The sequence below is a fragment of the Pseudoalteromonas sp. SG44-8 genome (assembly GCF_014164125.1).
Lineage (GTDB): Bacteria > Pseudomonadota > Gammaproteobacteria > Enterobacterales > Alteromonadaceae > Pseudoalteromonas > Pseudoalteromonas rhizosphaerae.
This window is the reverse complement of the sequence record NZ_JACJEQ010000002.1, coordinates 27,248-40,288: the sequence shown is the minus strand read 5'-3', so window position 1 is coordinate 40,288 and position 13,041 is coordinate 27,248. Positions and strand designations below refer to the sequence as shown.

The 13,041-nt window shown below is 40.5% G+C and carries 11 protein-coding genes; 7 read left to right on the top strand and 4 right to left on the bottom strand.

Features of this window, described 5'->3' with window-relative positions; all coding sequences use genetic code 11:
• Positions 1–17: 17 nt before the first annotated feature.
• Positions 18–1,031, bottom strand: a complete 1,014-nt coding sequence (locus H5163_RS02500; RefSeq protein ID WP_182734231.1) for an endonuclease/exonuclease/phosphatase family protein — start codon at positions 1,029–1,031, stop codon at positions 18–20.
• A 258-nt stretch (positions 1,032–1,289) separates the two neighbouring features.
• Between H5163_RS02500 and thrS the strand changes: the two genes are divergently transcribed.
• From thrS to H5163_RS02470, 6 genes are all read left to right on the top strand, one after another.
• Positions 1,290–3,200 (top strand): threonine--tRNA ligase, encoded by a 1,911-nt coding sequence (thrS, locus tag H5163_RS02495; protein ID WP_182734229.1) that lies wholly within the window; start codon positions 1,290–1,292, stop codon positions 3,198–3,200.
• Positions 3,201–3,259: 59 nt separating this feature from the next.
• Entirely contained in the window at positions 3,260–3,823 is a 564-nt protein-coding gene (infC, locus tag H5163_RS02490) for a translation initiation factor IF-3 (RefSeq protein ID WP_145233176.1), read from the top strand.
• Between the two features lie 208 nt (positions 3,824–4,031).
• Positions 4,032–4,232, top strand: a complete 201-nt coding sequence (gene rpmI / locus H5163_RS02485) for a 50S ribosomal protein L35 (protein ID WP_004587840.1) — start codon at positions 4,032–4,034, stop codon at positions 4,230–4,232.
• Positions 4,233–4,247: 15 nt separating this feature from the next.
• The gene (gene rplT, locus H5163_RS02480; RefSeq protein WP_008110477.1) at positions 4,248–4,610 is read left to right on the top strand and encodes a 50S ribosomal protein L20; all 363 of its coding nucleotides are present in this window, start codon (positions 4,248–4,250) and stop codon (positions 4,608–4,610) included.
• Between the two features lie 173 nt (positions 4,611–4,783).
• The gene (locus H5163_RS02475; RefSeq protein WP_145233178.1) at positions 4,784–5,857 is read left to right on the top strand and encodes a sensor histidine kinase; all 1,074 of its coding nucleotides are present in this window, start codon (positions 4,784–4,786) and stop codon (positions 5,855–5,857) included.
• Entirely contained in the window at positions 5,854–6,678 is an 825-nt protein-coding gene (locus tag H5163_RS02470) for a LytTR family DNA-binding domain-containing protein (RefSeq protein ID WP_145233180.1), read from the top strand. Before H5163_RS02475 ends, H5163_RS02470 begins: the two co-directional genes overlap by 4 nt.
• Positions 6,679–6,783: 105 nt before the next feature.
• On the opposite strand, the gene pyk is transcribed toward H5163_RS02470, so the two are convergent.
• Complete coding sequence (pyk, locus tag H5163_RS02465; RefSeq protein WP_182730606.1) at positions 6,784–8,220, bottom strand: pyruvate kinase; 1,437 nt, start codon at positions 8,218–8,220, stop codon at positions 6,784–6,786.
• A 404-nt stretch (positions 8,221–8,624) separates the two neighbouring features.
• Here pyk and gndA point away from each other — a divergent pair, with 404 nt between their 5' ends.
• Complete coding sequence (gene gndA, locus H5163_RS02460) at positions 8,625–9,998, top strand: NADP-dependent phosphogluconate dehydrogenase (protein ID WP_145233185.1); 1,374 nt, start codon at positions 8,625–8,627, stop codon at positions 9,996–9,998.
• 86 nt (positions 9,999–10,084) lie between these two features.
• On the opposite strand, the gene ansA is transcribed toward gndA, so the two are convergent.
• Together ansA and sppA are read right to left on the bottom strand one after the other, a co-directional pair.
• Positions 10,085–11,095: an asparaginase gene (ansA, locus tag H5163_RS02455; protein WP_182730605.1), complete on the bottom strand. Its 1,011-nt coding sequence runs from the start codon at positions 11,093–11,095 to the stop codon at positions 10,085–10,087.
• A gap of 70 nt (positions 11,096–11,165) precedes the next feature.
• Positions 11,166–13,031 (bottom strand): signal peptide peptidase SppA, encoded by a 1,866-nt coding sequence (gene sppA, locus H5163_RS02450; RefSeq protein WP_145233189.1) that lies wholly within the window; start codon positions 13,029–13,031, stop codon positions 11,166–11,168.
• Positions 13,032–13,041: the final 10 nt, after the last annotated feature.

The following is a 13,041-nucleotide window of genomic DNA, read 5'->3' as shown; positions in this document are numbered from 1 at the left end:
CTTAAAAACAGTGCATTTTAAAAACCGATTTCAATCCCAATGCCACTGTGGTCGCTTACGCAGATATCTTCATCAATTTGGTTTGGATTTAAGTGTTTATCAAAGCTTAGATAGTGCAACGATTTTATCCGCGATAATGCACAATCAGTATTAAAGTGTCCTGAGGTCAAAATATAATCAAGCACATTGCCACGACCTTGATAGTAATGTGTTGCTGGTTTTACTTTACCATTTGCCGATTCACTGCTTAATTCAAACGAATCAGTTAATCCTACAATGGGTTGTTCAAGCTCTAAACAGGGCTCGCAACGAGTAGGGTGAAATCCTTGGGTCATGAATGACAGCGCAGGGCTGTCAATATTGTCGTTAAAATCCCCCATTACTAATGTTGCACAGTTTTTTTCACGCTGGGTTTTTAGCGCATCATAATAAACAATCGAAGCTTCCAGTGAGCGTGATATTTGCGATTGCATCATGCCAACGGTTTGTTGTAATAGATTTAATAAGGGATCGTCTTGATTATGAATGTTTAAAATATGCGCCATTGAATGCACCCGTTGCGATTTAAAGTGCACCACATAGCAGGTTAAATCACCAAATTCAGGTACATCAAAACTGCATTTAATAGGTGTGCGATTAAATTTAAATTCATTTTGATTATTTAAGTACTCAAGTAGTTCTGGGCAAGGGGTGAGTTCGTGGCATGCTTGAAAAGGGATTTTCGCGGCAATCGCCACCACAGGGTTAAATAATACCTGTGGATAGAGATGATCACTGCGTGGACTGGCTACAGTAGCAAAATAGTCATAGCCTTGCTCTTTACACAAAATGGCCAATTCTTTAGGGCTAAACACCTCTTGGAAAGCAACAACCGTTGCTTGACTTTGCTGTAGAAAGTCAGTGATAAATTGCTGTTTTTGCCGCCATTGCGTTGCGTTGTAACGTTCATGTAATTGATAAAAAGAATAAGGTGGCGCCGTAAAATTAAGTAAATTTAAAGTGGCAAAACGGATACGATTAGACGTCGTCATTAGGTTATCCAACAGCTGAAATTAAATTAAGTATGAAATGCGAGGGTTATTTGTCAATTTGTCTGGCTAAATACTTGTATTTAGTGGCTCCAAACGCGACAATAACCGCTTGTGTTTGCTAAGACTCAACAAATACATTAACCAAATACGGTTAAAATTAACAATGCTTATTCGTAAAAGCGTTGTCGAGTTATTCATTTTAATTTAATAAATACATGTGATGCATTGTAGGCGTCACCACTGTAGTAAGGACTTATAATGCCAGTTATTACTCTTCCTGACGGCAGTCAGCGTAGTTTTGAAAACCCTGTAAGTACACTTGATGTAGCCAATGATATCGGCCCAGGCTTAGCAAAAGCCACTATCGCTGGTCGTGTTAATGGCACTCGTGTTGATGCCTGTGATTTAATTTCTGACGATTCTCGTCTTGAAATCATCACCGCAAAAGATGATGACGGCTTAGAAATAATTCGTCACTCATGTGCTCACTTGATAGGTCATGCAGTTAAGCAACTGTTTCCTGATGCAAAAATGGCAATTGGTCCAACGATTGATAATGGTTTTTACTATGATATCGATATGGAACATTCATTAAGTCAAGATGACTTAGAAGCTATTGAAAAGCGCATGTTGCAACTTGCTAAAACAAACTACGACGTGATTAAGAAAACCGTAAGCTGGCAAGAAGCCCGTGATGCATTTGCAGCGCGCGGCGAAATGTACAAAATTCAAATCCTTGACGAAAACATCGCTAAAGATGACCGTCCAGGATTATATCACCACGAAGAATATATCGATATGTGTCGTGGTCCACACGTACCGAATATGCGTTTTTGCCAACATTTCAAAATAATGAAAGTAGCCGGTGCCTACTGGCGTGGCGATTCAGATAATAAAATGTTGCAGCGTATTTATGGCACTGCATGGGGCGATAAAAAGCAACTTAAAGCCTACTTACAACGTTTAGAAGAAGCCGAGAAACGTGATCACCGTCGTATTGGTAAAGCACTTGATTTATGGCATTGGCAAGAAGAAGCGCCAGGCATGGTGTTTTGGCACAACGATGGTTGGAGCATTTACCGTGAACTTGAAGAGTTTGTGCGTGAAAAGTTACGCGAGTACCAGTACGAAGAAGTAAAAGGTCCAATGATGATGGATCGTTCTTTATGGGAAAAATCAGGTCACTGGGAAAAGTATTCAGAAGCAATGTTTACCACTGAATCTGAAAAGCGTGAATACGCAATCAAACCAATGAACTGCCCAGGTCACGTACAGATCTTTAATCAAGGTTTAAAATCGTACCGTGATCTTCCACTGCGTATGGCTGAATTTGGTTGTTGTCATCGCAACGAGCCGTCAGGCGCACTTCATGGTCTAATGCGCGTACGTGGCTTTACTCAGGATGATGCCCATATCTTCTGTACTGAAGAGCAAATCATGGATGAAGTATCAGCGTGTATCCAAATGGTTTACGATACGTACGAAACATTCGGCTTTGAAAAAATTGTGGTGAAGCTGTCAACACGCCCTGAACAGCGTATTGGCGAAGATCATATGTGGGACAAAGCAGAGCTTGCATTAGCTGATGCACTGAAAGCAAATAACATCGAATTTGATTATTTACCGGGTGAAGGTGCTTTCTATGGTCCAAAAATTGAATTTACTTTGTACGATTGCTTAGACAGAGCGTGGCAGTGTGGTACAGTGCAACTAGATTTTGCATTACCAGGGCGTTTAGGGGCAACTTATGTTGCTGAAAACAACGAACGTCGTACACCTGTTATGATACACCGTGCAATATTGGGCTCTATCGAGCGCTTTATCGGTATTCTTACAGAAGAGTACGCGGGTTTATTCCCGACTTGGCTTGCACCAAAGCAAGTAGTGATTATGAATATCACTGATAAACAAGCTGCTTATGTGCAGGAAATTGTACAAAAATTAAATAAACTTGGAATTAGAGCCGCTGCTGACTTGAGAAATGAGAAGATTGGCTTTAAAATCCGTGAACACACATTAAAACGTATCCCATATTTACTTGTTGTTGGTGATAAAGAAGTTGAACAACAAGAAGTAGCTGTACGTACCCGCACAGGTGAAGACTTGGGCAAATTTAATGTTGATGAATTTGTCGCTAAAATTAGCGAAGAAATTAAAAATCGACTATAAAAACTCTGCGTGTAGGGCATACATTTAATTGCTAACTACACGCTTATTATTTGATATTCTTGGAGGAACGTACTATTAGAGGCGGCAAGAAAGGGCAACAAACAGCCCAAAAAAATCGTATTAACGAAGAAATTACAGCTCAAGAAGTTCGCTTAATTGACATTGAAGGCGAGCAAGCTGGAATTCAGTCATTAAAAGACGCGCAAACTATGGCTGATGCCGCTGGTGTTGATCTAGTAGAGATTAGCCCAAATGCTGAGCCGCCTGTTTGTAGAATCATGGACTACGGTAAGTTCATCTTTGAAAAAAGCAAAGAACTAAAAGAGCAGAAGAAGAAGCAAAAGCAAATCCAGATAAAAGAAATCAAATTCCGTCCTGGCACGGATGAAGGTGATTATCAGGTTAAGCTTCGCAACTTACGTAAGTTCTTAGAAGGTGGCGATAAAGCTAAGATTACCATCCGCTTCCGTGGTCGTGAAATGGCCCACCAAGAAATTGGTATAGAATTATTAAACCGTATCAAAGGCGATTTGGAAGAGCTTGCAGTTGTTGAGTCTTTCCCTAATCGTGTTGAAGGTCGCCAAATGGTTATGATGATGGCACCTGTTGCTAAAAAGCAATAAACAAGCTAAGATACGCAGCGAATTTAGCTCAGGTCACCAAGTAATATGCAAATATTCACCTGTGCTAACCGGTAATAAAGTAAAACTGCAGCATTTATGTTGGGTTTTCACCGGAATATGGCAGTAAGTTAGGCCTAAAAGTGGAGCTATAGCAATATATCTCACGCCTGCTTACTAATTTTAAAGCAATACATTTGGAGTTATTGCAATGGCTTATAAGCTAAAAAGTCACAGAGGCGCGGCTAAGCGTTTCAAAAAGACTGCTTCTGGCGGTTTCAAGCGTAAACAAGCGCATCTTCGTCACATTCTGACTAAGAAAACTTCTAAGCGTAAGTTACACCTACGTCCTAAGATGATGGTTCATAAGAACGACCATGGTCTAGTTTCACGTATGTTACCATTCGCTTAATAGGGGTTTTTAGAAATGGCAAGAGTTAAACGCGGCGTTGTCGCACGTGCACGTCACAAAAAAGTTTTAAAACAAGCAAAAGGTTACTACGGAGCACGTTCACGTGTTTACCGCGTAGCTTTCCAGGCTGTTACTAAAGCGGGTCAATACGCTTACCGTGACCGTCGTGCGAAGAAACGTACTTTCCGTCAATTATGGATTGCACGTATCAATGCTGCTTCACGTCAAAATGGTCTGTCTTACAGCCGTTTTATCAATGGTCTTAAAAAGACATCTGTAGAAATCGATCGTAAGATCCTTGCAGATATCGCTGTTTATGACCAAGTTGCATTCGCAGCGCTTGTTGCAAAAGCTAAAGAAGGCCTAGCGGCAGCTTAAGCTTTTAAAATAAGTATTAAAAAGGAGCCTATGGCTCCTTTTTTTGTGGCTAAAATAAAGTTTTCACCAACAGTTATTTGCGGTAAGGCTCGTGAAAAGCGAGATAGTCGGTAGTGATTCCAACCGCGCTAACGCTATATAATAATTACAAATAAATGAGGTAATTAACTATTTTGAATTGGCAATCCTTAGTTGATAACCGCCAACGCTTTTTCTGGGTATTACAGATTGCGGGTTGGATCGGTTATGCACTTGTTAACTACATTGGCTCAAAAGTCTTTGAGATGCGCGATATTTATGTATTTGTGATCGTACTCAATGCTTACGCCGGGTGTTTAATGACTGTGCCATTGCGCTATATGTATCGCAAAGCCTGGAATGCATCTCCTTGGGTTTTAATGTTAGTAGTGTTCGGCGCTTCGTACATTACAGGCACTTTATGGGCGGTAATACAGAAATTTAATTTATGGGAGATTTATCGCCATGGTTATCGTCCTACAGAATGGTTTTACTATCTGCAACAAGGCTTAGATTCGGTTTATATTATTCTTTGTTGGAGTGGTTTGTACTTTGGCATTAAATATTATCAACTACTGCAAAGTGAGCGCCAAAAAGCCCTTAAAGCAACAACGATGGCGCATGAAGCACAACTGAAAATGCTACGTTATCAATTAAATCCTCATTTTTTGTTTAATACTCTTAATGCTATATCTACGTTGATTTTGGTAAAAGAGAATAAAGATGCTAATTTAATGGTGTCAAAGTTGAGCGACTTTTTACGTTATACACTCAATACCGATCCGATAAAAAAAGTCCCACTTGAACAAGAGTTGCATGCACTGATGCTTTATCTCGAAATAGAGCGAGTACGCTTTGATGAACGGTTGCAAGTGAATGTGCAAATCAGTGATGAAGCAAAAAATGCATTAGTGCCGAGTTTAATATTGCAACCGATCATCGAAAATGCGATTAAATATGCAATAGCTCATCTTAGCGAAGGGGGAGTAATTGATATTAAAGCACAAGTTTTTGCTAATGAACTATTATTGGAAGTAGGCGATAATGGCCCCGGTACTGAATTACTTAATGGCCAATTAGTTAATTCACAAGGGGTAGGGGTGGCAAATACGAAAGACCGCCTGAAAACTTTGTATGAAAATAACTATTCGTTTGTGTTATCACATAATACGCCAAGTGGATTGAAAGTGAATCTGCGCGTTCCGTTTGAGAAGGCTGTGAAGAAATGAGCAAGATTAAGACCCTGATTGTCGATGATGAACCATTAGCCCGTAGAGGGTTAGCGGTAAGATTAGAGGAGTTTGATGATATCGAAGTCATTAAGTTATGTAACTCTGGTCAAGAGGCTATCGATGCATGCCAAGCAGGGAAAATAGATTTAGTTTTTTTAGATATTCAAATGCCTGGAATGAATGGGTTTGAGGTTGCCAGAGCACTCAGTGAAAGTGTCAGAGCGTTACCTGCTATTGTATTCGTAACCGCATTTGATCAGTTCGCAGTCAAAGCATTTGAGATCCATGCTTTAGATTACATCCTTAAACCAGTCGACGACAACAGACTAAAACAGGCGGTAGAAAAAGTGCATACCTACTTGAAGACGCAACAAGACAACGCCCATAAAAAGAAATTGGCGAGTTTTGTAGCTGGAATTACTGGTAATAATTGTGAAGAGATTTTGAAAAAACTGGCAACTGGCGATACATTAACAGATCGCCGTTACCCAGAATCTTTAGCGGTGAAAGAGCAGGGTGAAATAATCCGTGTACCTGTAGCGACAATTCAATGGGTTGATGCCGCTGGTGACTATATGTGTTTACATTGCCAAGATGGTCAAACGCATATTTTACGAAAAACTATGAAAGAACTAGAACAGGAACTTGATCCTCAGCTATTTGTACGTGTCCATCGCAGTGCGATTGTAAATACTAAACAAATTAGCAAGCTTGTAACTCAGGTAAGTGGTGAGTATTTATTAGTGCTTGAGAACGGCCAAGAATTAAAAGTAAGCCGTAGTTATCGCGATAAAGTAAAAGCTGCGTTAGCAAGTTAACTTAGAAACGGGCTCAATAGCTGTTATATAACGAAGTAAATTAAACCATGTGTTTTAAATAAAAAAACGCGAGCCTTGGCTCGCGTTTTTTTATAACTGCGTTAATTAAGCAACAGTAACAATTTTCATAGTATTGGTTGCACCAATCGTTTCCATAGCATCACCATGAGTGATGATCACAGTATCGCCAGATTGTAATGAACCCGCATTCACAAGTGTGTTAAGGGCATCTTTTACCATGTTATCTTTTTCACATTGTGTTGAGTCAAAGAATACCGGGTAAACACCACGATATAATGCTGTTTGACCAAGCGTACTGGCATGACGAGACAATGAATAAATAGGTAAGCCAGAGCTGATACGTGACATCAGTTTTGCTGTGCTACCTGATTCAGTTAAAGTAATAATCGCTTTTACTGAATCTAAATGGTTTGCCGCATACATAGCTGACAATGCAATTGATTCTGCATTAGAAGAGAAACGACTATCTAAGCGATGTTTAGAAACGTGAGTTTCTTTTTGTGATTCTGCCCCTAAACAAACGCGCGCCATGGTTGCCACGGTTTCTTCTGGGTAATCGCCTGCCGCTGTTTCAGCTGAAAGCATTACCGCATCAGTGCCATCAAGGACTGCGTTGGCAACATCCATAACTTCTGCACGGGTAGGCATTGGGTTATCGATCATTGATTCCATCATTTGTGTTGCTGTGATCACGGTACGGTTAAGTGAGCGAGCACGACGGATAATGAGTTTTTGTTTACCCATTAAGGCAGCATCACCAATTTCAACACCTAAGTCACCACGAGCAACCATCACCGCATCTGAAGCAAGGATAATATCATCAACTGCTTCTACCGTTTCAACGGCTTCAGCACGCTCAATTTTAGCTAAAAGCTGTGCTTTAGAGCCTGCAGCTTCAGCTAGTGAACGCACATAACGCATATCGTCGCCACTGCGTGGGAACGATACTGCGATATAATCAACATCAATTTCTGCTGCAGTTAATAAATCTTCTTTATCTTTATCAGTGAAGGCTGGAGCAGTTAAACCACCACCTAAGCGGTTGATGCCTTTATTGTTAGATAACACGCCACCAACAGTTACTGTGGTATGCACTAAATGACCTTCAACATTTACTACTGTTAATTGGATTAAACCATCGTTTAAAAGTAGTAAGTCACCAGGGGCAACATCTTGTGGTAATTCTTTATAATCAATACCTACGGCGTTGATATCGCCTAGGCCTTTTTCCATTTTTGCATCAAGAATAAATTTTGCACCAACAGGTAGCGTTACTTTGCCATCTTTAAATGTCGATACACGAATTTTTGGGCCTTGTAAATCGGCTAAAATAGCAATGTGCTTGCCTAGTTTTTTGGCAATGTCACGCACTGCTTGGGCACGGTCTTTGTGATCTTGTGCAATGCCGTGTGAGAAATTCAAACGCACTACGTTTGCACCAGCACGGATTATTTTTTCTAAGTTGTTATCTCGATCGGTTGCAGGTCCAAGGGTCGCGACTATTTTTGTGCGTCTAAGCATCAAATTCTCCTGTAGGCTTACGATGTTGTAAGCAGGTTGACGGTTTTTCGTTATTTATAGGTGTTAGTTTAACTGACACGCATAATACAGTTTTTACTGACAGCAAATAGCGCGTTGACATCAAGGTAACGTGTAAAGCTGTCATTATTTTATACAAAAAAATTATGACCACATTATGACACCGGTGTCAGGTCTCGTCAATGCTCGACTCAGAAATCCATATCAGGAAAATTTATCGCCCCGAGGCAACGGTTGTTTGATATAATCACTGTATCTTGCGTGTTTGTCTTGCGCAAAGCGTTGTATCTGTTGTCTAGGCTCGCAATTTTAAGTGGCTTGGGTATATAATGCGCGCGGTATTATTTCATTTACTAACCAATAGTTGTTACCGAGGAGGACACTAAATGCAAGTTGCATTAGTAGGGTTAGGCGTTATGGGTAAAAATCTTGCTCTCAACTTGATTGAACAAGGGATGACGCTAGTAGCTTATGATAAAAACCCAGACGCGGGCGAAGAGCTATTAAGCTGTGCTAAATTACAAGGCATGGCAGATCGTCTGCACATTGTGTCTGATTTAGGTGATATGGTAAAACGGTTAACGCCGCCTCGCTCAATTTTGTTATTAGTGCCAGCGGGTGAGTTAGTCGATAAAGTTTGCAGCGATTTAGTTGATGCAGGCGTTGATTGTGACGATATTATCGTCGATTGTGGCAATAGTAATTATAAAGACGGTATTACTCGTAAACTAAAATATCAAAATAAATTTGAATTTGCCACTATGGGGATTTCTGGCGGTGCTGAAGGCGCGCGTCATGGTCCTGCGATGATGGCAAGTGGTTCAGAAGGCGGCTGGGAACGCGTTGAGCCATGGTTTGAAAAAGTAGCAGCAAGCTACAAAGGTGAATCGTGTTTTGCCCGTGTTGGTCAATCAGCCAGTGGTCACTTTGTAAAAATGGTGCACAATGGAATTGAATATGCGTTAATGCAACTAATCGCAGAAATGTATCAATTATTACGCTTAGGCACTAACCGCACTCCACATGAAGTTGCAGAGATTTTTAATCAATGGTCTGAAGGCACACTCAATAGCTATTTATTATCTATCTCAAGTCATATTTTATCGTTAGAAACCGATGCGGGTGAAGCGTTGGTTGATTTGATTGATAATAAAGTTGGCGCGAAAGGCACGGGTTTGTGGACGGCACAAAATGCATTAGAACTGGGTATCGCCGTTCCTTCATTGGTTGCAGCTGTGCAAGCGCGTCACTTAACCAATACTGGTGACACACATGCAGCGAAAGAAATGACGTATGCAGCTAAATCAACTTCACAGGTTGAATTAGATTTAGATGAACTTAAAGATGCCTTCTTGTTTGCAAGTTTACTGGCTTATCGTCAAGGCCTTGCGCTGATCAAAGGTGCATCACGTGCACATCAATGGAAAGTCGATTTATCTAAAACACTGCAAACATGGCGTGCTGGTTGTATTATCCGTGCTGATTACTTAGATAACATCGCTGAAGGTGTTGAGTTTATCGACACTTTAGAAAAAGAGTCATTAGCGCTGCGTAAAATAACAGGTCAAGCAATGATGACTGGATTAGCATTTCCGGTACTTAGCTCAACGCAAACGTATTTTGCGACGTTGACGACACCAAGCAATGGTCATCTAGTACAAGCACAGCGAGATTATTTTGGTGAGCATGGCATTAAAACTCATAGTGGTGAGGTATGTCATTTAACTGATTTAGTAGAGATTGACGCGAAAGTACGTTAATTAGGCCAATAAGTTAAAATGAAAGGCACGCTAATTAGCGTGCCTTTTTAGTTTAAAAAAATAGTTTTTATTATAAAGCGCTCAGCTTATCTGCTTAACTCACCACGTAAGTTGTCTTGCATTAAATGGCGAATAGTTTCAATTTCAAGCTTTTGGCTAAATAAGTAGTGTAATTTAGTTAAGCATGCCTCTAAGGTCATATCGTAACCGCTGATCACACCAATGTTAAGTAATGCGTTACCAGTTGCATAGCCGCCCATATTTACATGCCCTTTTAAACACTGGGTTAAATTGATGATAACCATACCGCGCTTACTTGCGCTGGAGAGGATCTCTAAAAAGTCTGGATCTTGTGGTGCATTGCCCACACCAAAGCTCAATAATACGAGGGCTTTGATATTGTCGTTTACCAGACTTTTAACTACAGCATGACTGATCCCTGGATACAAGTATAAAACACCAATAGGTTGCGGCGTGATGTTGGTGACTTGTAGCTCATTTTCAACATACGGGCTCAACTGGCCTTTTAATAATTGAATATTAATACCTGAGAGAGCAAGTGGGTCTAAGTTAGGGGATGCAAAGGCATCAAAGCCATCGGCATGTGCTTTAGTTGCACGATTGCCGCGAAATAATTGATTATTGAAAAATAGACTAACCTCAGCAATCGGATAATTAGCCGCTAAATACATCGCATTAAGTAAATTTACTTGGCCATCAGAGCGCAATTGCGACAGTGGAATTTGCGAGCCTGTCACTATCACTGGCTTTGTTAAGTTTTCAAACATAAAGGACAAAGCAGATGCGGTATACGCCATGGTATCTGTACCATGAAGCACGACAAAGCCATCATAATCTTGGTATTTACTTTTAATATCATCAGCAATTAGTTGCCAATGAGCAGGGGACATGTCTGATGAGTCAATCAGCGGGCAATACTCGTGAATATCGAATAAGGGCATTTCATCACGATTAAATTCGGCATTGTTTTCTACGGTTTGTGTTAAAAAACCTTCAGCGGGAATATAGCCTCGACTCGATTTTTTCATCCCAATCGTACCGCCAGTATATGCGATATAAATACGTTTACGTTTCATAAAAAAAGCCCAGTAAAAAAACTGGGCTTAGTATAACGGTTAGTTGCTGCGATTACAGCCTATACACTATTTATTGCGAAATATTACACACTAAGCAGCGGGCATAAATGCCTTGCGGATCGTTGTAATCTTTTAGACCTTCAACCTCAGTTGTTAATTGCTTAACTAAACCATTGATAGATGCTTGGTTTGAGAGTGCGTTTTGTAGCGTACTTTGTGAGCCAATTAGCGATCTAATCGATGCATTTCCAAAAATATCCTGCATTAATTTCTCTTCCGCCGATAGACTCTGCTTAATGGTTTTAACTTCATAAAAATCAAGCTTAGCCAGTTCAGCTGCCGCTTTGATAGCGTCTTGCTTATTGCCTAATTTGTCAACTAAGCCAAGCTCTTGCGCTTGGCTTGCAATCCAAACACGGCCTTGTGCAATAGAGTCAACTTGCTCAGGGGTCATATTTCGTGCTTCACCAACAACCTCTAAGAAGCGTTGATAAGCATCTTCTACACTTAGTTGAATAACCTGTGCCATTTTTTCATTAAGCGGGCGAGCGATTGATAGACCAGCCATTTCAGTTGTGGCAACGCCATCTGAATAAACACCTAATTTAGCCATGGTGTTTTCAAAGGTCATAAAGTTACCAAATACACCAATTGAGCCGGTAATTGTGCTCGGCGCTGCCCAAATTTCGTTGGCAGCAGAGGCAATCCAGTAGCCGCCAGAAGCTGCTACTGAGCTCATTGAAGCAACCACTGGTTTACCAGCTGCTTTAAGAGCAAGCACTTCAGCACGAATAACTTCAGAGGCAAACATACTGCCACCGCCAGAATCAATACGCAGTACAACCGCTTTTACTTTATCATCTAAGCGTGCTTTACGTAGTAAAGCCGCTGTAGAGTCACCACCAATTTCACCGGCTTTACGTTCGCCGTCAGAGATAGTACCGCGTGCAACCACAACGGCGACTTTTTCTGTCATTGGGTTATCAAACTCAATCGGCGATTTAACTAATGAGAGATATTCTTTAAACGATACTTGGTTAAAGGTTTTGCCTGTTTCTTCAGTGCCTACTAAGGTAATTAATTGTTGACGCACTTGTTGATTGGTTTTTAAAGAATCAACCCATTGATGTTCAAGGGCATATTTACCTGAATCGCCATTAACTGCTTGCATTTTTGCCAGAAAAACGTCCATTGTTTCATCAAAGTTTGCTTCATCAAATGGGCGCACAGCGGCAACGTCTTGTTTGTATTCTTTCCACAATGCACCTAGCCATACATTATTAGCTTCTTTTGCTGCATCTGACATATCGTTACGAATAAACGGTTCAACAGCCGATTTAAATGTACCAACACGGAAAATATGCTGAGTGATACCGAGTTTTTCAAGCGCATCTTTAAAATATAACGGGTACATGCCAAAGCCTTGGATCTCTACACCACCATAAGGGTGCATAGATATTTCATCAGCGTGCGCAGCAATATAATATTGTGCTTGTGAGTAATAATAACCAGAGGCAATTACTTTTTTGCCGCTCGCTTTAAACCGCTCTAACGCTAGAGTGATTTGTTTTAATTTATTTAAATGCGCGCTAGGCATTTTTTGTAAGTCCAGCAAGATCACACTAATGCGTTTATCTTCAGTGGCTTGATCAATTACATTGATAATATCATCAAGTAAAATTTCAGCGGGCTCATCGTTGCTCTGTGTTGCGTCATTGATGGCAGATTCAATTGGATCAACGTAAACTTTTTCCTCTACGATTGGACCATTGAGGTTTAACCTGAGCACAGATGTGTCAGCAACATTAATTTCATTGTCATCACTTGTGATTGAAACAATGAAAAGAATGACAAGTAACACAAATAAAAAATTGAGGACTAAACGACGAGAAAAGTTAATTCCTGCCCACAGTCCTTTAAATAGCTTTGCAATCAAAATAAATCCT

Coding starts and splice junctions, on each gene's coding strand:
- H5163_RS02500 (WP_182734231.1), bottom strand. CDS start 1,031: ATGACGACGTCTAATCGTATCCGTTTTGCCACTTTAAATTTACTTAAT.
- thrS (WP_182734229.1), top strand. CDS start 1,290: ATGCCAGTTATTACTCTTCCTGACGGCAGTCAGCGTAGTTTTGAAAAC.
- rpmI (WP_004587840.1), top strand. CDS start 4,032: ATGGCTTATAAGCTAAAAAGTCACAGAGGCGCGGCTAAGCGTTTCAAA.
- rplT (WP_008110477.1), top strand. CDS start 4,248: ATGGCAAGAGTTAAACGCGGCGTTGTCGCACGTGCACGTCACAAAAAA.
- H5163_RS02470 (WP_145233180.1), top strand. CDS start 5,854: ATGAGCAAGATTAAGACCCTGATTGTCGATGATGAACCATTAGCCCGT.
- pyk (WP_182730606.1), bottom strand. CDS start 8,220: ATGCTTAGACGCACAAAAATAGTCGCGACCCTTGGACCTGCAACCGAT.
- gndA (WP_145233185.1), top strand. CDS start 8,625: ATGCAAGTTGCATTAGTAGGGTTAGGCGTTATGGGTAAAAATCTTGCT.
- ansA (WP_182730605.1), bottom strand. CDS start 11,095: ATGAAACGTAAACGTATTTATATCGCATATACTGGCGGTACGATTGGG.